The sequence below is a fragment of the Paracoccus liaowanqingii genome (assembly GCF_004683865.2).
In the GTDB taxonomy this organism is placed as follows: domain Bacteria; phylum Pseudomonadota; class Alphaproteobacteria; order Rhodobacterales; family Rhodobacteraceae; genus Paracoccus; species Paracoccus liaowanqingii.
The window spans coordinates 2110001-2132049 of the sequence record NZ_CP038439.1 but is presented as its reverse complement, the minus strand read 5'-3'; the positions used below and the strand labels follow the sequence as shown (position 1 = coordinate 2132049).

At 69.2% G+C, this 22049-nt stretch carries 22 protein-coding genes (1 of these 22 cut by a window edge); 15 read left to right on the top strand and 7 right to left on the bottom strand.

The window, feature by feature from the left end:
• Nucleotides 1-37: 37 nt before the first annotated feature.
• Nucleotides 38-664 (bottom strand): 50S ribosomal protein L25/general stress protein Ctc, encoded by a 627-nt coding sequence (locus E4191_RS10330; protein WP_135313340.1) that lies wholly within the window; start codon nt 662-664, stop codon nt 38-40.
• A gap of 244 nt (nt 665-908) precedes the next feature.
• Between E4191_RS10330 and E4191_RS10325 the strand changes: the two genes are divergently transcribed.
• Nucleotides 909-1844 (top strand): acyltransferase, encoded by a 936-nt coding sequence (locus tag E4191_RS10325; RefSeq protein WP_135313339.1) that lies wholly within the window; start codon nt 909-911, stop codon nt 1842-1844.
• Here E4191_RS10325 and E4191_RS10320 read toward each other — a convergent pair.
• Both E4191_RS10320 and E4191_RS10315 read right to left on the bottom strand, forming a co-directional pair.
• Nucleotides 1841-3010 carry an alpha-hydroxy acid oxidase gene (locus E4191_RS10320; RefSeq protein WP_135313338.1) on the bottom strand — a complete coding sequence of 390 codons (1170 nt, stop codon included), beginning with the start codon at nt 3008-3010 and terminating at the stop codon, nt 1841-1843. The genes E4191_RS10325 and E4191_RS10320 overlap by 4 nt on opposite strands.
• Before the next feature lie 58 nt (nt 3011-3068).
• Nucleotides 3069-3341: a hypothetical protein gene (locus E4191_RS10315; RefSeq protein ID WP_135313337.1), complete on the bottom strand. Its 273-nt coding sequence runs from the start codon at nt 3339-3341 to the stop codon at nt 3069-3071.
• Between the two features lie 83 nt (nt 3342-3424).
• Here E4191_RS10315 and E4191_RS10310 point away from each other — a divergent pair, with 83 nt between their 5' ends.
• From E4191_RS10310 to E4191_RS10285, 6 genes are all read left to right on the top strand, one after another.
• The gene (locus E4191_RS10310) at nt 3425-4012 is read left to right on the top strand and encodes a TetR/AcrR family transcriptional regulator (protein ID WP_135313336.1); all 588 of its coding nucleotides are present in this window, start codon (nt 3425-3427) and stop codon (nt 4010-4012) included.
• 73 nt (nt 4013-4085) lie between these two features.
• On the top strand, nt 4086-6002 hold the full coding sequence (gene dnaG / locus E4191_RS10305) for a DNA primase (protein WP_135313335.1): 1917 nt from the start codon (nt 4086-4088) through the stop codon (nt 6000-6002).
• 165 nt (nt 6003-6167) lie between these two features.
• Nucleotides 6168-8141: an RNA polymerase sigma factor RpoD gene (gene rpoD, locus E4191_RS10300; RefSeq protein WP_135313334.1), complete on the top strand. Its 1974-nt coding sequence runs from the start codon at nt 6168-6170 to the stop codon at nt 8139-8141.
• The gene (locus E4191_RS10295; RefSeq protein ID WP_135313333.1) at nt 8131-8574 is read left to right on the top strand and encodes a BLUF domain-containing protein; all 444 of its coding nucleotides are present in this window, start codon (nt 8131-8133) and stop codon (nt 8572-8574) included. The genes rpoD and E4191_RS10295 overlap by 11 nt, the downstream gene beginning before the upstream one ends.
• 68 nt (nt 8575-8642) lie before the next feature.
• Nucleotides 8643-10058 (top strand): DNA recombination protein RmuC, encoded by a 1416-nt coding sequence (locus tag E4191_RS10290; protein WP_135313332.1) that lies wholly within the window; start codon nt 8643-8645, stop codon nt 10056-10058.
• Entirely contained in the window at nt 10055-10477 is a 423-nt protein-coding gene (locus tag E4191_RS10285; RefSeq protein WP_135313331.1) for a secondary thiamine-phosphate synthase enzyme YjbQ, read from the top strand. The genes E4191_RS10290 and E4191_RS10285 overlap by 4 nt, the downstream gene beginning before the upstream one ends.
• On the opposite strand, the gene E4191_RS10280 is transcribed toward E4191_RS10285, so the two are convergent.
• Nucleotides 10474-11145: an SDR family oxidoreductase gene (locus E4191_RS10280; protein WP_135313330.1), complete on the bottom strand. Its 672-nt coding sequence runs from the start codon at nt 11143-11145 to the stop codon at nt 10474-10476. The two genes, E4191_RS10285 and E4191_RS10280, sit on opposite strands and share 4 nt — an antisense overlap.
• Nucleotides 11146-11304: 159 nt before the next feature.
• Here E4191_RS10280 and nrdR point away from each other — a divergent pair, with 159 nt between their 5' ends.
• Both nrdR and ribD read left to right on the top strand, forming a co-directional pair.
• A complete protein-coding gene (gene nrdR, locus E4191_RS10275; protein WP_135313329.1) occupies nt 11305-11769 on the top strand; it encodes a transcriptional regulator NrdR in 465 nt (154 codons plus the stop codon).
• Nucleotides 11766-12776 carry a bifunctional diaminohydroxyphosphoribosylaminopyrimidine deaminase/5-amino-6-(5-phosphoribosylamino)uracil reductase RibD gene (gene ribD / locus E4191_RS10270; protein WP_269436649.1) on the top strand — a complete coding sequence of 337 codons (1011 nt, stop codon included), beginning with the start codon at nt 11766-11768 and terminating at the stop codon, nt 12774-12776. Before nrdR ends, ribD begins: the two co-directional genes overlap by 4 nt.
• Here the strand turns inward: ribD and E4191_RS10265 are convergent.
• The 3 genes from E4191_RS10265 to E4191_RS10255 all read right to left on the bottom strand — a co-directional run bounded on the left by E4191_RS10265 (nt 12773) and on the right by E4191_RS10255 (nt 17367).
• The gene (locus tag E4191_RS10265) at nt 12773-14776 is read right to left on the bottom strand and encodes a capsular polysaccharide biosynthesis protein (RefSeq protein WP_135313327.1); all 2004 of its coding nucleotides are present in this window, start codon (nt 14774-14776) and stop codon (nt 12773-12775) included. The genes ribD and E4191_RS10265 overlap by 4 nt on opposite strands.
• A 7-nt stretch (nt 14777-14783) precedes the next feature.
• Nucleotides 14784-15872, bottom strand: coding sequence for a polysaccharide biosynthesis/export family protein (locus E4191_RS10260; RefSeq protein ID WP_135313326.1), 1089 nt, complete (start codon nt 15870-15872; stop codon nt 14784-14786).
• Nucleotides 15873-16017: 145 nt separating this feature from the next.
• On the bottom strand, nt 16018-17367 hold the full coding sequence (locus tag E4191_RS10255) for a capsule biosynthesis protein (RefSeq protein ID WP_135313325.1): 1350 nt from the start codon (nt 17365-17367) through the stop codon (nt 16018-16020).
• 175 nt (nt 17368-17542) lie between these two features.
• On the opposite strand from E4191_RS10255, the gene E4191_RS10250 reads away from it, so the two are divergent.
• From E4191_RS10250 to E4191_RS10225, 6 genes are all read left to right on the top strand, one after another.
• Nucleotides 17543-18142, top strand: coding sequence for a riboflavin synthase (locus E4191_RS10250; protein ID WP_135313324.1), 600 nt, complete (start codon nt 17543-17545; stop codon nt 18140-18142).
• A 3-nt stretch (nt 18143-18145) separates the two neighbouring features.
• Nucleotides 18146-18709: a hypothetical protein gene (locus E4191_RS10245; RefSeq protein WP_228461228.1), complete on the top strand. Its 564-nt coding sequence runs from the start codon at nt 18146-18148 to the stop codon at nt 18707-18709.
• The gene (gene ribB / locus E4191_RS10240; protein ID WP_135313322.1) at nt 18699-19817 is read left to right on the top strand and encodes a 3,4-dihydroxy-2-butanone-4-phosphate synthase; all 1119 of its coding nucleotides are present in this window, start codon (nt 18699-18701) and stop codon (nt 19815-19817) included. Before E4191_RS10245 ends, ribB begins: the two co-directional genes overlap by 11 nt.
• 3 nt (nt 19818-19820) lie before the next feature.
• Complete coding sequence (locus E4191_RS10235) at nt 19821-20369, top strand: 6,7-dimethyl-8-ribityllumazine synthase (protein ID WP_135313321.1); 549 nt, start codon at nt 19821-19823, stop codon at nt 20367-20369.
• On the top strand, nt 20366-20848 hold the full coding sequence (gene nusB, locus E4191_RS10230; RefSeq protein WP_135313320.1) for a transcription antitermination factor NusB: 483 nt from the start codon (nt 20366-20368) through the stop codon (nt 20846-20848). Before E4191_RS10235 ends, nusB begins: the two co-directional genes overlap by 4 nt.
• Before the next feature lie 507 nt (nt 20849-21355).
• Nucleotides 21356-22049, top strand: partial view of a DUF481 domain-containing protein gene (locus E4191_RS10225; protein ID WP_135313319.1) — the 5' portion only. The gene runs 242 nt beyond the window's last position; the window shows 694 of its 936 coding nt (coding positions 1-694); it begins with the start codon at nt 21356-21358; its stop codon lies off the right edge, out of view.

Below are 22049 nucleotides of genomic sequence, written 5' to 3'. Positions count from 1 at the left end.
ACCGCCCCCAGGGTCATGCGACCGATGCGCGCGGAGATCAGTCCGCGGCGACCTCGGCCTCGGCCTCGCCGCCTTCGCTGTCTTCCGAGCGCAGCGCCGAGGGCGCGGCCAGGTTGGCGATGACGAAGTCGCGGTCGATCGTGGCCTTGGCGCCCGAGGGCAGCGTGATGTCGCTGATATGGATGGTGTCGCCGATCTCGCGGCCCGCCAGATCCACGGTCAGGTGATCGGGAATGTCACCCGCGGTGACGATCAGCTCGACCTCGTTGCGCACGGTGACCAGCGTTCCGCCCTTCTTCAGGCCGGGGCAGGTGTCCTCGTTGATGAACTCGACCGGGATGAACAGGTTCACCTTGGACGTGCGGCGCAGGCGCATGAAGTCGATGTGGATCGGCAGATCCTTCACGACGTCGCGCTGCACGCCGCGGCAGATGACGCGGACGTCGTCCTGGCCCTCGACCTGCAGGTTCCACAGGGTGGACATGAACCGTCCGGCCCGCAGCTTGGTCAGCAGCTTGTTGAAGTCGAACGCGATGGAGACGGGATCCTTGTTGTCACCATACACGATACCGGGCACCTTGCCGTCACGGCGAGCCTGGCGGGCGGCCCCCTTGCCTGACCCCGCGCGTGCCTCGGCCACCAGATTCGGAATCTCTTTGGCCATTGCTTTAATCCTTAACCGTTGTTGAGGGCACCACCCTCCAAGGGTGCGTGGCGCCAAGCGGTGCCCTTAGCGCAATGGCGCGCGGATGTGAAGCCGGAAACGCAGGGCGCCGTGCGGGCGGCCGCCGCCAAAGATGACGTGATTTGACCTGCGCTTGCGCGGCCTTCTATGCCCGGCCTTGGGTCGGCCCGTCCAGGGACCGGGCGCGCGGGGGGCAGCAGTGGATCAGGGGCAGGCACGGGTGATGTCGGTGGATTACCTGCGGGTGATCCTGGCCTGTTACGTGGTGCTGGCCCATTCGGGCCTGGCGCGCGACAGCCTGCGCGAGGCGGGGCAGGTCGGCCTGTGGGGGCTGGCGGCCGGCAACGGCATCCTGCGGGTGGCCGTGCCGGTCTTCACGCTGATCGCGGGATACTATCTGGCCTCGACCCTGCGCCGGGGGCGCCTGTCGGGCTGGGTGGGGCATCTGCTGCTGCTCTATGCGGTCTGGTCGGCGGTCTACCTGCTGTTTCTGTGGCCCTACTACACCACCCGGCCCGTCGGGCTGACCGCGACCGAGCTTGTTTTGGGCTTCATGCATCTGTGGTTCCTGCAGGGGCTTGCGGTGTCCGGCGTCATCCTGGGCCTGATGCTGAGGCTGGGGCAGGGGGCGGTGATCGGCTCGGCCGTGCTGCTGGGCCTGATCGGGCTGGCGCTGCAATATGCCCGGATGAGCGGGATGTCCGAGGTGCCGGTCGAGCATTATCGCAACGGGCCGCTGTACCTGTACCCCTATCTGGTCATGGGCTGGCTGATCGCGCGCCACCCGCCGCGGCTGTCCACCCCCGCGCTCTGGGCGCTGATGATCCTCGGGCTGGCCCTGACCCTGGCCGAGAACATCGCCTGGCTTGGCCGCATCGGAGAGGAGCCGCTGCTGGAGATCCCGCTTGGCCACCTGATCCTGTGCCCGGCGCTGCTGCTGTGGGTCCTGCGCCTGCCCGCGCCCGCGACCGCGCTGCCGCTGGGCCGGGCGGCGGCGGGGATCTACGTGATGCATGTGATCGTGCTGCAGGGGCTGCCCCGGATCGGGCTGCCCGACCCGGCGCTTGGCACGGTGCTGGGCATCGTGCTGCCCTTTGCCTTGGTCTGGGCGATCGCCCGGTTGGGGCAGCGCCACCGCTGGCTGGCGCGGCTGGTCTAGGCGATCTGGTATTCGTCCAGGAAGCCGCGCGGGACCAGCAGGTTCTGCGGGCCGACATTGTCCAGATCGCGCTCGCCGCACAGCGCCATGCTGGTGTCCAGCTCCTTGCGGATGATCTCCAGCGCGCGGGTCACGCCCGCCTCGCCCATCGCGCCCAGTCCGTGCAGCCAGGCCCGCCCGATCCAGGTGCCATGCGCGCCAAGCGCCAGCGCCTTCAGCACGTCCTGACCCGACCGGATGCCGCCATCCATGTGCACCTCCACCCGGTCGCCCACGGCCTCGACGATATGGGGCAGCATGCGGATCGAGGACAGCGCCCCGTCCAGCTGGCGCCCGCCATGGTTGCTGACCACGATCGCATCGGCGCCGAAATCCGCCGCGATCCGCGCATCCTCGGGATCCAGGATGCCCTTGAGGATCAGCTTGCCGCCCCACATGTCGCGGATGGCCGCGATCTTGTCCCAGTCCAGCCGTTCGTCGAACTGCTCGGCGATCCAGCTCATCAGGCTGCCGGTGTCGCCCACGCCCTTGGCATGGCCGACGATGTTGCCGAAGGCGCGGCGCTTGGTGCCCAGCATCCCCATGCCCCACCGCCAGCGCGTCGCCAGGTCCAGCATCGTGGGCAGGGTCATCTTGGGCGGCGCGGACAGCCCGTTCTTCAGATCCTTGTGCCGCTGCCCCAGGATCTGCAGGTCCAGCGTCAGCACCAGCGCGCTGCACTTCGCGGCCTTGGCACGCTCGATGATGGCGGCCAGGAACTCCTGGTCCTTCATCACGTACAGCTGGAACATGAAGGGCGAGGTGGTATGCGCCGCCACGTCCTCGATGGAGCAGATGGACATGGTGGATAGGCAGAAGGGCACGCCGAACCGCTCGGCCGCGCGGGCGGCGTGGATCTCGCCATCCGCATGCTGCATGCCGGTCAGCCCGACCGGGGCCAGCGCCACCGGCATGCTGACCGGCAGGTCGACCATCCGGCGCGCCAGACGGCGGTCGGACATGTCCACGGCCACCTTCTGGCGCAGCTTGAGGCGCGCGAAGTCGGTCGAGTTGTCGCGAAAGGTCTGTTCGGTATAGCTGCCCGATTCCGCATAGTCGTAGAACATCCTGGGGGTTCGGGCGCGGTGCAGGCGCTTGAGGTCGTCGATGCAGGTGATGACGGGCATGGCTGGGCCTTTCGCAAGCTGGTCAAAAAGACTTACCAGTGCCGCGACCGTCTGGCAATCACCTGCCCGCGCGGGCCCGCAGCGCGGGATCGACCACCGGCCGCTGCAGGGCGGCGGCGCGGGCCTGCAGCGCCTCGGCCCGCGCCAAGGTCGCGGCCTCCAGCGGCGCCGGATCGGCGCGCGCCGCGACCGCATGGGCGGGCAGGGCGGGCTCGGCCAGCAGCCGGTCGGTGGGCAGCAGGGCGGGAAACTCGCCGCCCTCGCTGCAGGCGGCGATCAGCAGGACCAGGGTCAGGGCGGCGGGGGCCAGGGCGGCGGAGGCATGTCTCATGCGGGCGACGCTACGCCCTTGCCGCGGCCCGGGCAACGCCTTCGCGCCTTCCCCCCGGGCAGGCCCCGCGCTAGACAGGCGCCATGGCCCGCACCACTGGTTCCCGCGCAACGATCACCGGCCCGCTGATCCGCGACAAGGCCCGGCGCCTCTTCGCGCGGCAGGGCTATGCGGCGGTCTCGATGCGCCAGATCGCGGCGGCGGTGGGGGTGCAGGCCGGGACGCTCTACAGCTACACGCCCGACAAGCAGGCGCTGCTGGCCGACCTGCTGGAAAGCCACATGCAGGACCTGCTGGCCGCCTGGTCCGACGATGCGCAGGCCGACCCGCTGGCCCGGCTGGAACGCTTCGTACGCTTCCACATCGCCTTCAGCCTGGACCATTCCGACGCGGTCTTCCTGTCCTACATGGAGCTGCGCAACCTGACGCCCGGGAACTTCGCCCGCATCGCCGACCTGCGCGGCCGCTACGAGGCCGCGCTGGAGGACATCCTGCGCGACGGCATCGCGGCGGGCCGGATGCGGATCGAGGATCCCAAGCTGACCACGCTCGCGCTCATCGCCATGCTGACCGGCGTGACCAACTGGTACCGCGAGGGCGGGCGGCTGGACCGCGCCCGCATCGCCCAGATCTACTGGGGCCTAGCGCAGGGTGCCGTCGGCGCCGCCTGAGCCCTTTCTTCTTCACTCAAATATCCAAATCCCGCGCTTGCCGCCCCGCGCCCCATCCGGGATAATCGCGCCCATGTCCCTGCCCCCCGGCTTCCTCGACGAGATTCGCAATCGCGTCCCGATCAGTCGCGTGATCGGGAAGAAGGTCGTGTGGGATCTGCGCAAGTCCAATCAGGCGCGGGGCGACTGGTGGGCGCCATGCCCCTTCCACCAGGAAAAATCCGCCAGCTTCCACTGCGACGACCAGAAGGGCTATTATTACTGCTTCGGCTGTCAGGCCAAGGGCGACGCGATCGGCTTTCTGCGCGACCATGACGGGATGGAGTTCATCGAGGCCGTCAAACTGCTGGCGGCCGAGGCCGGGCTGACCATGCCCGAACCCGATCCCCGCGCCCGCGAGAAGACCGACAGGCGCACCAAGCTGCTGGAGGTGACCGAGGCCGCCAGCCGCTGGTTCCGCCTGCAGCTGCAGACCGGGGCGGCGGCCGCCGCGCGCGACTACCTGACCCGGCGCGGGCTGGACGGCCCGGCGCTCGAGCGGTTCGAGATCGGCTTCGCCCCCGACAGCCGCAGCGCCCTGACCTCCGCCCTGCGCGAGAAGGGCTTCGCCGAGGACCAGATCGTCGAGGCCGGCATGTCCGCCCGTCCCGAGGGCGGCGGCGCGGCCTATGACCGCTTCCGGGGCCGCATCGTCTTTCCGATCCGCGACGGGCAGAACCGCTGCATCGGCTTCGGCGGCCGGGCGATGGATCCCGAGGCGCGGGCCAAGTATCTCAACAGCCCCGAAACGCCCCTCTTCGACAAGGGGCGCAACCTCTACAACCTCGGGCCGGCCCGGGCCGCGGTGGCCAAGGGCGCGCGGCTGATCGTGGCCGAGGGCTACATGGACGTGATCGCCCTGGTCCGCGCGGGTTTCGAGGGCGCCGTGGCGCCCCTGGGCACCGCCATCACCGAGGAGCAGTTGCGCCTGATGTGGCGCGTGGCACCCGAGCCGGTGATCGCGCTGGACGGCGATGCGGCGGGCCAGCGCGCGGCGCAGCGCCTGATCGACCTGGCGCTGCCCCTGACCGGGCCGGGGCAGGCGCTGCGCTTCGTGGTGCTGCCGGGCGGTCAGGACCCGGACGACCTGATCAAGGCGGCGGGGCCGGGCGCGATGTCGGCGCTGCTGGATCAGGCCTGCCCGCTTCTGGACCTGCTGTGGTCGCGCGAGACGCAGGGCCAGGTCTTCGACAGCCCCGAACGCCGCGCCGCGCTGGACCGCCGCCTGGCCGAGGCGGTGGCGCGCATCCCCGACGAGGTCACCCGCAAGCACTATGCCGAGGACATCCGGCGCAAGCAGTGGGCGCTGTTCAGCCCGGCCCGCCAGCGCCCGGGCGGCGCCTATCAGAAGGGCGGCGCCGCGCCGGGCAAGGGACGGCGCCCGGGGAACGGGCCGCCCGCGCGGGCGCTGGTGCCTTTCGTCTCGCCCCACATGCCCGAGCAGGGCAAGGACCTGCTGGAAGGCGCCGCGCTGCTGATCTGCGCGCTGCGCCCGGCCATGGTCGCGCAGGCCGAATCGCGGCTGGAACGGCTGCAGCCGCAGGATCCCGACCGGGCGGCGCTGCTGCACGATCTGCTGACCCAAGGCGACAGTCCCGCCGGGCGGCGCGGCCTTGAAACGCTGCGGCGCGATTCCCATCTGGGCCTGACGCCTGCCATCATCGAACGGAAGGATGACGAAGCTGCGGTCGTGATGCTGCTCGACCTTCTGGACAAGCTGGAGGTCGCGCGGGCCACCACCCACGAGGTGCCGCGCGCCGAGACCGAGATCCAGGGAGAGGCCGACGAGGGCCTGACCTGGCGCATCAGCCAGATCGCCCGCGCCCGCCACCGCGCCGAGAATCCCGAGATGGAGACGTCGGGAGACATGAACGAGGATCGCGATGCCATGGCCGCCCAGCTGTCGGACTGGCTGTCGGATCAGATCTGGCGAAAGCCGCCCCGGCGATGACCCCGAATCACGCCGGAACACCTGTACGAATCGGCGCGGCGCCCGGCCTTTGATTCGGTCGCGAACCGCGCTAGAACCAAGACGATTTGCGGCGATTCGGCTCTTGGGCGAATCATCCGCCCGAAGACCGCCTGCGAACACGACCGCCTCGAGAAGGAGCCCTGGATGGCCGCCAAGGACGACGAGCACGACAAGACCGACAAGGACGACAATGCCCACACGCTGGACATGAGCCAGGCGGCGGTCAAGAAGATGATCGCCGAGGCGCGCGAGCGGGGCTACATCACCTATGACCAGCTGAATGCCGTCCTGCCGCCCGAGCAGGTCAGCAGCGAGCAGATCGAGGACGTGATGTCGATGCTGTCCGAGATGGGCATCAATGTCATCGAGGACGACGACGCCGCCGAGGAGGCCGAGGGCGGCGCGCTGGTCGCGACCGGAACCGGATCGCGCGAGCTGGCCGTCTCGACCTCGGAAACCGAGAAGCTGGACCGCACCGACGATCCGGTGCGCATGTACCTGCGCGAGATGGGCTCGGTCGAGCTGCTGTCGCGCGAGGGCGAGATCGCCATCGCCAAGCGGATCGAGGCCGGCCGCAACACGATGATCGCGGGCCTGTGCGAGAGCCCGCTGACCTTCAAGGCCATCACGCTGTGGCGCGAGGAACTGCTGGACGAAGAGATCCTGCTGCGCGACGTGATCGACCTCGAGACGACCTTCGGCCAGGCCATGGACGGCGAGGAGGCCGAAGAGGTCGAGCTGACCGTCGAGGGCGAGACCGACACCGCAGCCACCAAGCGCGAAGAACTGGACGCCGACGGCAACCCCCTGCGCGTCGAGGATGACGACGACGAGGACGAGGGGGCCAACCTGTCGCTGGCCGCGATGGAGGCCAGCCTCAAGCCCAAGGTTCTGGAAACGCTGGAAGCCATCGCCAACAACTACGAGCGGCTGGCCGACATGCAGGACCAGCGCATGTCCGCGACGCTGAACGAGGACAACAGCTTCTCCGCCAATGCCGAGACCGACTATCAGGTCCTGCGGTCGGAGATCGTCGTTTTGGTGAATTCGCTGCACCTGAATAGCGGCCGGATCGAGGCGCTGGTCGACCAACTCTACGGCATCAACCGCCGCATCGTCACCATCGACAGCGGCATGGTCAAGCTGGCCGATGCCGCCCGCATCAACCGTCGCGAGTTCATCGACGCCTATCGCGGGTCGGAACTGGACCCGACCTGGGTGGACCGCATGTCCGCGCAGGCCGGTCGCGGCTGGCAGGCGCTGTTCGACCGCTCGCGCGACCCGGTGGAGAAGCTGCGCTCGGACATGGCCGAGGTCGGCCAGTATGTCGGCGTCGACATCGAGGAATTCCGCCGCATCGTCAGCCAGGTCCAGCGCGGTGAGAAGGAGGCCCGTCAGGCCAAGAAGGAAATGGTCGAGGCGAACCTGCGTCTGGTCATCTCGATTGCCAAGAAATACACGAACCGGGGCTTGCAATTCCTTGATCTTATTCAGGAAGGCAATATCGGCCTGATGAAGGCCGTGGACAAGTTCGAATACCGCCGGGGCTACAAGTTCTCGACCTATGCGACCTGGTGGATCCGTCAGGCGATAACGCGCAGCATCGCGGATCAGGCCCGCACGATCCGCATCCCGGTCCACATGATCGAGACGATCAACAAGCTGGTCCGCACCGGCCGCCAGATGCTGCACGAGATCGGCCGCGAGCCGACCCCAGAGGAACTGGCCGAGAAGCTCCAGATGCCGCTGGAGAAGGTCCGCAAGGTGATGAAAATCGCCAAGGAGCCGATCAGCCTCGAGACCCCGATCGGGGACGAGGAGGACAGCCAGCTTGGCGACTTCATCGAGGACAAGAACGCCGTCCTGCCGCTGGACAGCGCCATTCAGGAGAACCTGAAGGAGACGACGACGCGCGTCCTCTCCAGCCTGACCCCGCGCGAGGAACGGGTCCTGCGGATGCGCTTCGGCATCGGCATGAACACCGACCACACGCTGGAAGAAGTGGGCCAGCAGTTCAGCGTCACCCGCGAGCGCATCCGCCAGATCGAGGCGAAGGCGCTGCGCAAGCTGAAGCACCCGTCGCGCAGCCGCAAGCTGCGCTCGTTCCTTGACCAGTGACAGGTCCGTCCCGGACGATCTGAGCCGCATCGACGGGCTGGGTTTCGTGCTGTATCGCAGCACCGCCCGGCCCGGGCTGGAGAACGAGGACATGCGCGCGATCCTGAAGGCCGCGCGCAGCCGCAACCAGACGCTTGGCCTGACGGGCTGCCTGCATCACGAGGACGGGCTGTTCTTCCAGTGGCTGGAGGGACCCGGCGACGGGCTGGCGCGGATCATGGCCTCGCTGAAGGATGACGGGCGGCATGACGGGATCGTCGTGCTGGACCAGGGGCCGCTGGACCGTCGCCGCTTCCAGGACTGGCATATGCGGTTTTCCGACCGCGACCATGCCTCGCTGATGGACTGGTTCGCGCGCTCGGACACCTCGACCGTGCATCCGGCGGAATATGCGGGCGGCGTGGTGTCCTTCATGATGTCCATGGCCCGCTGACGCCGCCCCCTTGAAGTTCTGGCACAAAAAGTGAACACTGCCTTCCAAAAGACGGGAAGACGGTGCAGATGGGGCAGATCGAATTCGGGCCGGGCGACGCGTTGATGCTGGCCGCGGCGGCTGGCTGGCTGGCCGCGCTGGTGCTGGCGGTCCTGTGGGGCCGGGGACGCCGCGCGCGTACGGACCTGGCCGGGCAGTTGGTCGTGGCCCAGGCCGCGCTGCAGGCCGCCGTGCTGGACCAGACCCGCGGCGCCGCCCGGGTCGAGGCGCAGGCGGCCCGCGTTTCGGAACTGACCGAGGACCGCGACGGGCTGACCGACGCGCTGCACCACGCCCGCCACCAGCAATCCCAGCTCGAGACGCGGCTGGCCGAGGCGCGGCTGCGGGCCGAGAAGGACGCCGAGGCCAGCGCCCGCGAGATCGCCACCCTGCGCGAGCTGCGTGCCGAGATGACCCAGCAGTTCCGCCTTCTGTCCGCCGAGACCCTGCGCGCCCAGCAGGAGGATCTGCAGCGCAGCCAGAACGACCAGCTCTCGGCCCTGCTGACGCCCTTCCGCGACCAGGTGGACCGCTTCCAGACCGAGCTGCAGACCCGCAACAAGGTGCTGGACGAGGAATCCGCTCGGCTGCGCGAGCAGATCCTGTCGCTGCACAATCGCAGCGAACAGATCAGCCGCGAGGCCGTGAACCTGACCCGCGCGCTCAAGGGCGACAAGCAGCGGCAGGGCGCTTGGGGCGAGATGGTGCTGGAACGGATCCTGGAGGATTCGGGCCTGATGGCCGGCACGCATTACGACCTGCAATCCAGCTGGCGCGACGAGGACGGCAAGCTGTGGCGGCCCGATGTCGTGGTGAAGATGCCGCGCGGCAAGGTCATGGTCATCGACAGCAAGGTGTCGCTGAACGATTACGAGATGTCCGTCACCCACGAGGACCCGGCCCAGGCCGAGGCCGCCCTGCGCCGCCACGTGGCCGCGATCCGCGCCCATATCTCGACGCTGTCGGGCAAGGGCTATCAGCGGATGGACGACAATTCCGTGGATTACGTGCTGATGTTCATTCCGATCGAGGGCGCCTTCTCGGACGCGCTGCGGGCCGATCCGGGCCTCGCGGGATTCGCGATGGAACGCCGCGTGGGCCTGACGACCCCCACGACGCTGATGCTGACCCTGCGCACGGTCGAGCATATCTGGGCGGTCGAGCGGCGCGAGAGCAATGCGGTCGAGATCGCGCGCCGGGCCGGGCAGCTGTACGACAAGGTGGCCGGGCTGGTCGAGGCGATGGAGGGCGTGGGCCGCGCGCTGGATCAGGCCAACCGCGCGCAGGGGCAGGCGATGGACCGGCTGACGCGCGGCTCGGGCAACGTGATCCGGCAGGTCGAGATGCTGCGGTCTCTGGGCGCGCGGGCCAACAAGCAGATCGCGCTGGACCATGACCGGGGCGATGATCCCGACGCGCTGCCGAACCCGGAGGCGGCCGAGTGATCCACCACCTGACGATCCCGACCGACGGCCCCGCCTGCCACGAGATCACCGGCGATCTGTCCGCCTGGCTGCGCGACGTCGGCGCGGTGCAGGGGCTGCTGACGCTGATGATCCGCCATACCTCGGCCTCGCTGCTGATCCAAGAGAATGCCGATCCCGAGGTGCAGACCGATCTGCTGGCTTGGCTGGACCGGCTGGCGCCGCCCTCGGACCACCCCTCGATGGGCTGGATCACGCATACCTACGAGGGGCCGGACGACATGCCTGCCCATCTGAAGGCGGCGGTGCTGCCGACCAGCCTGCAGATCCCGGTCGAGGACGGGCGCATGGCCCTGGGCCGCTGGCAGGGCGTCTATCTGATGGAACACCGCCGCGAGCCTCACCAGCGACGCGTCGTGGCGATGTTCCAGCCGCTCTAGCTTTGCGGCATCAGGTAGATCTCGCGGATCGCCGCGCGTTCGGGCGCGGTGATCATGTGCAGGACCGCCGCCGCCACGTCGTCGGGCTGCAGCTTGTCCGGCGCGCCGTCGTCGAAGAAAGGCGTGTCAACCATGCCGGGCGCAACGACCGAACAGCGCCCGCCCCATTCCCGCATCTCCTCGGCCAGGTTTCCGGCATAGCCATGCACGAACCACTTGGTCGCGCCATAGATCGAGCCCGCGATATGGCGCCGCCCCGCCGCCGATCCGGTCAGGACCAGCGTGCCGCGCGTCTTGCGCAACTCGGGCAGGACGGCGCGGGCGGTCAGGACCACGCCCATCACGTTCAGATCGATCATGCCGCGGATGTCGTCCAGATCGCCCGCCTCGGTACCGGGCTTGGACAGCCCGCGCCCGGCATTGGCGAAGGCCGCGTCGATGCCGCCGAACCTGCCCGCGACCTCGGCCACCGCGCGTTCCAGATCCTCGATCCGGGTGGCGTCGCCGGTGGCGACATGGGCCGAGGCGCCCAGTTCGTCCGCCAGCACCTGCAGCTTGTCGGCCGATCGGGCGAAGAGGCCCACGGTCCAGCCGGCCGCGACGGCGGCCCGGGCGGTGGCGGCGCCGATGCCCGACGAGGCGCCGGTGATGAACAGGGTCTGTGTCATGGCGGCAATCCTTGATAATTCTGGGGAATTCTGCCCGCCAACGCGGCTTTCCAGCCACAGGTTCCGGGACCCGCATCTTGTGGGTTGTGGATAAGGCTACCCAAGCCCTGCCGTCCTGCCTATAGTTCCGGGGGATCGCCCCCAGACAGGGACAACCCCATGCGCTGCCCATTTTGCGGAAACCTCGACACGCAGGTCAAGGACTCGCGCCCGGCCGAGGATAACGTGGCGATCCGCCGCAGGCGGTTCTGCCCGTCCTGCAGCGGCCGCTTCACGACCTATGAACGGGTGCAGCTGCGCGACCTGGTCGTGGTCAAGACCAACGGCAAGCGCGAGGATTTCGACCGCGACAAGATGGCCCGGTCGATCCGCATCGCCATGCAGAAGCGCCCGGTCGAGCCCGAGCGGATCGAGCAGATGATCAGCGGCATCGTTCGCCGCCTGGAAAGCACCGGAGAGACCGACATCCCGTCCAAGGCCATCGGAGAGATCGTGATGGAGGCGCTGTCGCGCATCGACAACGTGGGCTATGTGCGCTTCGCCAGCGTCTACAAGAACTTCCAGGATGCCGACGACTTCGACAAGTTCGTGTCCGAACTGCGCCCCGGCGCCGCCACCGATTGACCCCTGAGCCGACAGAGGATGCCAGCCACATGGCCCATGCCCTGCGCCTTGCGCGGCGCGGCCTTGGCAATGTCTGGCCGAACCCCGCCGTGGGCTGCGTGCTGGTGCGCGGGGGCCGCGTGGTCGGGCGCGGCTGGACCCAGCCCGGCGGGCGCCCCCATGCCGAGCGCATGGCGCTGGATGCGGCGGGACCGCTGGCGCGGGGCGCCACAGCTTATGTGACGCTGGAGCCCTGCGCCCATCACGGCCGCACGCCGCCCTGCGCCTCGGGGATGGTCGAGGCGGGGGTGGCGCGGGTGGTGACGGCGCTGACGGATCCCGACCCCCGCGTGGCCGGGCGCGGGCATGCCATGCTGCGCGCCGCGGGCGTGGCTTTGACCCAAGGGGTGATGGCCGCCGAGGCCTCGGACCTGCAGGCGGGGTTCTTGCTGCGGATCACCCGGGGGCGGCCCTTCGTGACGCTGAAGCTGGCCAGCAGCCTGGACGGGCGGATCGCCATGGCCAGCGGGGAAAGCCGCTGGATCACCGGCCCCGCCGCCCGCGCCCATGTCCATGCGCTGCGCGCCCAGCATGACGCGATCATGGTGGGCGGGGCCACGGCACGGGCGGATCTGCCGCAGCTGAACGTGCGCGGCATCCACACGCCGCTGCAGCCGGTGCGCATCGTCGTCTCGGATCAGGCGCTGCCCGCCCTCGCGCCGCAGGGGCCGGATCACGGGCCCTTGTGGCGGGTGGCCGGAGAGCCCGCGCGGATCATGGCCGATCTGGCCGGGCGGGGGATCACCCGCGTCTTCTGCGAGGGGGGCGGTCGGCTGGCAGCCAGCCTGCTGGTCGCGGGGCTGGTCGACCAGCTGATCGGCTATACCGCCGGGCTGGCCCTGGGGGCCGAGGCGCGCCCCTTCCTGGGTCCGACCGGCTGGACGCATCTGGCCGAGGCGCCGCGCTTTGCCTTGGCCGAGACGCGGGCGATCGGGCCGGACCTGTTCCATCGCTGGCGTAGGATCTAGCGCCGCCAGATCCAGGCATGGCCCGCCAGTGCGCCCTGCGCCTTGGCCAGCAGCCGCAGCGCCGGGGGGTGGCTGACCTCGCCCGCCGCCAGACGCTCCAGCGCCAGCTCGACCGGGCAGGGCAGGCCCGTCACCGGGTCGCGATAGCGCGGATAGGCGATCAGGCAGGCATGCACCAGCGCCGCCAGATCGGGCCGCGCCCGCCGCCGCCCCGGGATCGGCCCCAGATCCCGAGTCAGCCCCCAGCCCGCATAGAAGGGCGCCCCCAGCACGGTCACCGGGGTGCCGCGCAGCAGCGCCTCGAACCCCAGGGTCGAGGTGATGGTCCAGACCTCGTCCACCGCCGCGATCAGTGCCACCGGATCGGCCTGCCCGGCCACGTGATCGGCCAGGCGCGACAGATCCCCGGCCGCGATCAGGCCGGGGCGCAGGCCCGCCTCCACATCGGGATGGGGCTTGTAGATCACGCAGGCGTCGGGATTGTCGGCACGCACGCGGGCCAGCAGGGCCAGGTTCGTCCGCTCGGCCCCCGCGCCCTTGCGGATCGAGGCGTCATCCTCGACCTGGCCCGGCACCAGGATGCGGCGGCGGCCGTCGCGGGGTGGCAGGTCGGCGGCGCCGCCAAGGTTGTACTTGGTCAGCCGCGCCGCGATCAGCGCCGCGATCAGCCGCTGCGCGCGGTCGCGCCCGCAGGGGGGCGGGCCAAGCGCGATCAGCTGTTCCAGCCGCGAGGGCGCGGTGGGGTCGAAGTAGATGCCCAGATCGTCCGCGACCACCGACAGCGGCGGGGTCAGCGCCGCTCCCAGCCCACGCGAGCGCAGGAACCCGTCCTCGACCCGGATCGCCTGCGGGGCGGCCTCGGCGGCGCTGGCCCAGGCCAGGGTGACCGCAGGCTCGGGCTTGGCGGCAAAGCGCAGGGGCTTGGAATCCCCGAACTCGCGCGACAGGAAGCGGCGCTTCCACAGCCGCATGCCAAGGGCCACATGGCCGTCGCGGTCCTGGCGAAAGACGCGGGTCTCGGCCTCCAGCTGGCCCAGCGCGCCCTCCAGATCGGTCAGCCGGTCGCGGCAGGGGTCGTACCAGACCGGCCCGGTGATGTGGCTGGCGGTGAACAGCGCCTCGCGCGTGGCCGTGCCCCGGCGGCCCGGGGGCAGGGGCACCTCGTCGTCGCTGAGGCCCCAGCCTGCGTAGAAGGGACGCCCGAAGAGGCGCGGGCGGTGCCCGGCCAGAAGCGCCTCGTAGCCCAGCTGAGAGCTGACGGCATAGACCGCCTCGGCCCCCTCGACCAGCCGCCAAGGCGAGACGGGGGTGTCGCTGAACCCGTCGCCGGGGCGCAGGTCGGCGGAGGTCAGATGGCCGGGGCGCAGCCCGGCGGCGGTCTCGGGATGGCTGCGGATCAGGATGGGGCGGCCCGGATGCTCGTCGCGCGCGGCCTCCAGCATGGTCAGGAAGCGCGCGCGCCCCTCGCCCTGCAGCGAGGCGTCACCGCGCGTCTGGTCGATGACCAGCACGTAGCCGGCGGGCGGGACCTCCCGCGCCGGGTCGTGCAGGTTGTACTTGGACAGATCCGCCGCCCGCATCCGCGCCAGCAGCCGCACGGCGCGTTCGGCCATGCCCGGCGGCAGGGGCTGGCCCGCCAGCCGTTCCAGCCGCGAGGGGCGGGTGGGGTCGAAATGCAGCCCGTCGGGGTCGATCAGCAGGCCCAGGGGACCGCGCGTGGCCAGACGGCCCGGCGCCCGGCCCGGCAGGACCGAGCGCAGGAAGGTATCCTCGACGGTGACGAGGGGGCTGCCGCGCCGCGCGGCGATGGCCTGGCCGCGCCAGGCAGTCGGGCTGGCACCCCAGATCCCCACCGCGTCGCCCGGGCGGGGCAGGGCCAGGACGGGCCGATATCCGGCCAGCGTCAGGATGCGCGCGATGCGCGGCCGCCTGAGGAATCCGAGGTTGAATATGCAAAGCCGCCGGGGGGTCCCGGCGGCTGAGAGGTCATTGGCCTGCATCCAGGAATTACTCGGCGATGCTGGTCAGGCTGTCTGCGGTCGCGGCGCTGCCGGTGACGGCACCCAGGGTCTTCTGCCACTGGACGTAGGGCGCTTCGGTCACATAGACGGTGTCGCCGTCGCGGATCACGAAGTCCCGGGCCAGGAACAGGCCGTTCGGGCGTGTCAGGTCCAGCACGTAGGCGAATCGCTGCGATCCGATGACCGGCTTGCCCAGCACGCGCGAGGCGACCGATTCGGGTTCGTCGCGCAGCACGAAGACGCCCGTGGGGTCGGCCAGAAGGCTGGTCAGACCGCCGACCATCGCGATGGCCTCGGCGGCACTGATGACCTCGTTGCCCAGGGGCACGCGGGTCTGCCCGCCAAGCGCACCGAGCGCGGTGAAGGTGCGCTGATCTTCCTCGACGAGGATCAGGTCGCCCGGGCGCAGCGCGATGTCGTTGCCAGGGCTGCTGTACAGATCGGCCAGCCAGATGCGGCCGCTGTCATTACCGCGCTTGACGGTGACGACGGCAACCTCGGGCTCGATCGCCACGCCGCCGGCGCGCGCCAGCATCGCGGACAGCGACCGGGTCGGACGCTCGATCGGATAGACGCCCTGGGCGCCCACGCGGCCCACGACCGACACGGTCGCGCCGTCGCCGGCGACACGCTGGACGGTCACCTGGGGATCGGGGGTCTGCGCGCTCAGGCGCTCGGTGATCTGCAGGCGCAGCTGGTCGGGGGTGTTGCCCGCCGCCCGGACGCGACCGGCATAGGGCACGAAGATGAAGCCTTCGCTGTCGACCTGGATCTCGGTCAGAGCGGTCGAGCTGTCGCCAAGCGAGGTCAGCAGGCCGTCATCGACGTTTTCCCAGATTGACAGGCCCAGCACGTCGCCCGCGCGGATCTCGTCGGCGCCCACCTGTCCCGCGTTGCGGAAGCTGTTGGAGAAGCCATAGGACGGCGCAAAGGCAGAGGCGCGGGTCACGTGGTCGTTGACATAGATAACCTGGGTGTTGCCGCCGCGCTCGACGGCACCGTCGAAGATTTCGGACTTGTTGGGGCCGGATCGCGGCAGCCCGCAGGCTGCCAGCAGGCTCAGGGCGGCCATCATGCACACCCGCAGGGGGGCCGCCGACCGAATGGAAACTGTCACCTCTTATACTCCTGTTTTATTTGGTTCCGACGTCGTGGGCCGGTTCTCGCGCCGTTTTAAACTGGTCTGCCCACTCGCGCCAAGAAGTACTTGCAGGCAGGTTTCAATGATCTCGGTCCGCAAGCTGTTGACGGGGCAGGATTGGCCCCGACGCCAGCGCGTCGTAAGGGTCGTGTTCCGACAAAAGCATGTCGGCCACCAGACGCAGCGCATGGGCGCGCGACCGGCTGGCATAGAAGCCGCCGGGGATCTGGCTAGTCTGCAGCAGGTAGTTCCGGAAGACCCGGTAGGCCTGCGGGTCCGGCGCCTCGGGGGCGGCGAAGAAGTCGTCCAGGCTTTGCCCCGAGACCAGCCCGGGCTTTTCATAGACCGCCCGGCCCAGGGTCTTGACCGGGATGCCGCGCCACAGCGCCTGCTGGGCCGCGGTCGAATTGACGGTGACGACCGCGCGGGCATGCGACAGGATCTCGGCCAGCTTGCCGCCGCGGACGTAATGCACGCGGTCGCCGATGCCGTGCCTGGCGGCCGCGGCCTGGATGGCGGGGCGGTTGCCCGCGCGCCCGTCTTCCAGCGGATGGGCCTTGAAGACCAGGTGGTGGTGGCGCGGGGCCGAGCGGGCGAAGCCCTCGACCACCAGGTCGACGAACTGGGCATTCTTGGTGAAGGGCGAGTGGCCCAGGAAGTTCGAATCGTGTTCCAGTTGCATCAGCACAAGGCTGTAGGGCCAGCCCGACAGACGCAGCCGCCGCCATTGTGCTGCGCGGGCCACATTGTAGACCGGTGCCAGCAGGAAGCGGCGCAGGTTCAGCCGGAACTCCTGCATGACCGGGATCGCGCGATGGCCGCTATAGGCGCGATAGCGGCGGTTCGCGATCAGGATCAGGAAGTGGTAGAAGGCGCCGTAGAACTTGTGCTGGCGCATGTCGCCCCAATGGGCGGGGGGGCGGCGCACCTCGCTGATCTGCTCGCGCAGCGCCGCGCGCATCTGCGCCAGCGGGATGCGCAGCAGCACCGAGTTGCCGTTCGAGCCCTGGCGTTCGTAGCTGATCCAGTAGGGGCGCAGATAGCCTTCCTCGAAGACGTGGACGCGCAGGCCGCGCGCGTCGGCCAGCCTGCGGGCGGTGGCGTGGATCGCGCGCACGTCGCCGTAAAGGACGATGTCGGTGACACCCTTGTCGGCCAGGATCGCCTCCAGCCGCTCGGGCCAGTCCAGCACGTTGCCCTCGTGGCGCAGGAAGCTGGCCTTGTCGGACCAGAAGAACTCGTCCCCCGCGTTGAAGCCGCAGCGCCAGACGGTCGCGCCCGCGGCCCGCAAGAGCCGGGCCAGACGGTCGAAGAACGGCCCGTGCGGCCCCTGCAGCATCAGGAAGACCCGCGGCGCGGCAGGTGCGGGATCGGCCGCCCTGGACGGGCGCGGTGCGGTCTGCAGCGGAAGGGGGCCGTGATGGGACATGGGCAACTTGCAAGACGGATCCGCCGGAAGCGGCGGGCCTTGCCCTCGACATGCCATGTCTGAACGCTTGGTTCCAGAAATTTGTGCATCAGGGTTAACCTGCCTTCGGTGGCTTGGTGCTTGAACGGGCAGGGGGGATGGCCTAGTTCGGACCCAACGGCAGGAAAGGCTGGGCATGTTCACGGGCATCATCACGGATATCGGCACGGTCCGCGGCGTCGAGATGCGCGGCGACATGCGCGCGCGGATCGGCTGCGGCTATGACATGGCGGGCGTGGACCTGGGCGCCTCGATCGCCTGCGACGGCGTCTGCCTGACGGTGATCGCCAAGGGCGAGGACTGGTTCGAGGTCGACATCTCGGCCGAGACCCTGTCCAAGACCAGCATCGGATCGGCCGGCTGGTCGGTGGGCCAGCGCCTGAACCTGGAACGCGCGCTGCGCGTGGGTGACGAGCTGGGCGGCCATATCGTCAGCGGCCATGTCGACGGCGTGGCCCGCATCGTCAGCGCCGCGCGCGAGGGCGACAGCCTGCGCTTGGTCTTCGAGGCCCCGGCCGAGCTGGCGCGCTTCGTGGCCCCCAAGGGGTCGGTGGCGCTGAACGGCACCTCGCTGACCGTGAACGAGGTCGAGGGCCGCCGCTTCGGCATCAACCTGATCCCGCACACCCAGACCGTCACCACCTGGGGCGACGCCGCCGAGGGCGATGCCGTCAATCTGGAGATCGACACCCTGGCCCGCTATGTGGCGCGGCTGGCCGAGGCCGGCGCGGTCTGAGTGATGCAGATCGGCCACAATCGCGGACCCGCGTTGGACGGCACCGGCTGGCGCCGCCATTGCTGGACCCGCGCGCGCCGCGATCTGCTGCCTATTCTACCCATCGAGGTCGTGCGCTTGCGAGTGCGCCGCGCGCAGGCCCTGGGGCTGGACTACAAGACCTATGCCGGGGTCCGCGCCACCACCGGGCGCGACCTGATCGCCTTTCTGTTCTCGTCGAACGCGCTTGGCGTGTTCCGGGACGGGCAGGACCCGGCACCCGGGCGCGGCGCGCGCCTGACCCGGCTGGAGGCCTCCCGCCATCTGGGCGCGGGGCCGGGGCTGGACATGGCCGCGCTGGCCGGGCGCATTGACGCGGCCTCGGCCCTGCGGCTGCCCGACTTCGGCACGCCCTGGTCGGGGATGCGCGACCGGATGAAGGGCTGGCTTGCCACCCATCGCCTGCCCGGCGACGCGGTGCTGATGGTGGGCGAGACTGACCACGAACGCGATATCATGGCGGCAGCCGGGCTGGCGGGATTTGTCAGCGGCCAGCGCTATTTCGAAGGACAGAGTCATGAAGTTTGAAGAACCCGGCCCCGTCGAGCGCGATCTGGCGCAGGCCATCTCTCCGATCGAGGAGATCATCGAGGAGGCCCGCAACGGCCGCATGTTCATCCTGGTCGATCACGAGGACCGCGAGAACGAGGGCGATCTGGTGATCCCCGCGCAGATGGCCACGCCGGACGCGGTGAACTTCATGGCGACGCACGGGCGCGGGCTGATCTGCCTGTCCCTGACCGCCGCCCGGATCGAGGCCCTGGGCCTGACCCTGATGAGCCCCAAGAACTCCAGCCGCCACGAGACCGCCTTCACCTCGTCCATCGAGGCGCGCGAGGGCGTGACCACCGGCATCAGCGCCCATGACCGCGCGCGGACCATCAGCGTGGCCATCGACCCGATGCGGGGCGCCTCCGACATCGCGACGCCCGGCCACATCTTTCCGCTGCGCGCCCGCGATGGCGGCGTGCTGGTCCGCGCCGGCCATACCGAGGCGGCGGTCGACATCTCGCGGCTGGCCGGGCTGAACCCCTCGGGCGTGATCTGCGAGATCATGAACGAGGACGGCAGCATGGCGCGTCTGCCCGACCTGGTGGATTTCGCGCAGCGCCACGGGCTGAAGATCGGCACGATCAGCGACCTGATCCGCTATCGCCGCCGCCATGACAACCTGATTGCCGAGCGCGCGCAAAGCCGGGTGACCTCGGCCCATGGCGGCGACTGGATGATGCGCATCTTCGCCGACGAGACGCAGGGGATCGAGCATATCGTGCTGACCCAGGGCGACCTGACCACCGATGCGCCGGTCCTCGTGCGCATGCACGCGCTGGATCCGCTGCACGACGTGCTGGGCATCGGGCGCACGGATGCGGGCAGCCTGCCCGCCGCCATGCGCGAGATCGCGGCCGAGGGGCGCGGCGTCGTGGTGCTGATCCGCGACCTGTCCGAAGCCGTCGGCGATCCGGGCGAGGTGGGCCCCCATACCCTGCGCCAATACGGGCTGGGGGCGCAGATCCTGTCGGCGCTCGGCCTGTCCGACCTGATCCTGCTGACCAATTCCGCGCCCGTGAAGGTGGTGGGTCTTGACGCCTACGGGCTTTCGATCCATTCCACCCGGCCTATTCCCAAGGACTGAGAGATGGCCTCGAACACGCAACATCACGAACTGGCGCTGCCGCGTCTGGAGGCACCGACCCGTCTGCTGGCGGTCGTGGCCCCCTATTACAAGGACGTCACCGACGGTTTGCTGGCCGGGGCGCAGGCTACCGCGCAGGCCGCCGGCGCCAGCCTGGATGTCGTCGAGGTTCCCGGCGCGCTGGAGATCCCGACCGCCATCGGCATGGCCGCCCGCAGCGGACGCTATGACGGCTTCGTGGCCTTGGGCTGCGTGATCCGGGGCGAGACGACGCATTACGACACGGTCTGCAACGACAGCTCGCGCGCGCTGACCCTTCTGGGGCTGCAAGGCGTCTGCATCGGCAACGGCATCCTGACGGTCGAGGTTCTGGCGCAGGCCGAGGTTCGCGCCGATCCGGCGGGACAGAACAAGGGCGGCGGCGCGGCCGCGGCGGCGCTGCACCTGATCGCGCTGTCCCGGTCCTGGACCGAAACGCGCAAGGGCGGCCAGCCGCCCCCGCATGACGTCATCCGCCTGGCGGGCGAGCTGGAAGGGCAGGGCAAGGCATGAGCAGTTCCGATCAGGACAAGCGGCCCGACCGGCGCACGCTGTCCGCCGCCGCCCGCATGTATGCCGTCCAGGCGCTGTTCCAGATGGAGGCCGCCGGCCAGTCCGCGGATCGCGTGACGCGCGAGTTCCAGGATTTCCGCATCGACTTCGAGGACCGCGACGGACCCACGGCCGAGGCGGATGAGGCGCTGTTCTCGCGCATCGTCGACGACGTGGTGATGTGGCAGTCTCGCATCGACCAGGCGACCGACCGGGGGCTGGTGGCCAAGTGGCCCATCGACCGGATCGACCCGGTCCTGCGCGCCGTCTTCCGCGCCGCCGGGGCCGAGCTGGTCACCGAACGCGCCCCGGCCAAGGTGGTCATCACCGAATATGTCCGCCTGACGCAGGCCTTCTTCCCGGACGGCCGCGAGGCACGTTTCGTCAATGCCGTGCTGGACCACATGGCCCGCGATCTGCGCCCCGATTCTCTGGCCTGACCTCCATCGCCATCGCCGCCCGACAAGGCCCGGACCCTCAGGTCTGGGCCTTTTCAATGAAGACCCCCGGTTGACATGCCGAACGGGGCTTTTTCACAGGGGCAAACCGTGTGGTTCCGGTTCGATCTGCGTGGCATCTGTGCAACAACTTTTGTGCCGGACAGGCCATGGAATGCTGCCTTCATTATGAGCAGTCACGTTCGTGTTTCAAAACCTCCATGCTCAGAAGGGAATGCCGACTTTGTATAGTCGGTGCAAAAAGTGACCTTGCGCATGGGCTTGGCGCAAACGGCAAATGGTTGCATCAAGATTGGTTTCACCCCGATTTCGGCCGACATCCGCTGGTTTTCGTCAAGACCCGAGGGGCGTCACATTTTTGCGATATGACCAAGAAATGCGCTGCTCTTTGAACCCGAGGGGCATCAGGCTAATTGAGGTGGCAGCAGAGATGCTCTGATGCCCGACACGGGGTCAGGACAATCCTACTCAGCTTATGAGGACGAACACATGAAAAAAGTTACCCTGCTGTCCAGCACCGCCGCGATCCTGGCCGCCCTGTCGGTCCCGGCCTTCGCGCAGTCCGAAATCTCGACCGGTGCCGACGCTGCCGGTATTTCGGCCATCGACGACCGCATCACCGACATCGAAGACGATGTGACCGACCGCTTTGACCGCGACAACGATGCCGACCGCTTCGGTCCCGCAGACCGCCGTCAGGGCCTGTTCGGCACCATGTCGCTGAGCTACACCGGCCGGACCGGCAACACCGAGAACCAGGACTTGGCCATCGGCGGCCGCGTCAACTACAACCAGGGCGTGTTCGCCCAGAGCGTTGGCCTGTCGATCGAGTTTGGCGAAGATGACTTCGGCAACAAGGATCAGGAAGACATCAACGCGATCTATGACGCGCAGTACTACTTCAACGACCAGTTCTATGCCTTCGCTCTGGGTCGTGTCAGCCAGAACGGTCTGGTCGACGGCGTGCGCAACAGCCCGTCGCAGACGGACGAAGACTTTGCCGCCGAGTTCGACGATTTCCGCACCGACGCTTTCCTGGGCTTTGGTCCGGGCTACCGCATCCTGAACAGCGCAGACACCACCTGGCGTGTGCAGGCCGGCGTCGGCGTCCGTTACACCAAGACCGGCGCGCAGGAACTGGGCACCAACTTCGACGGCACCCCCGCCGGTTCGTCGAACACCG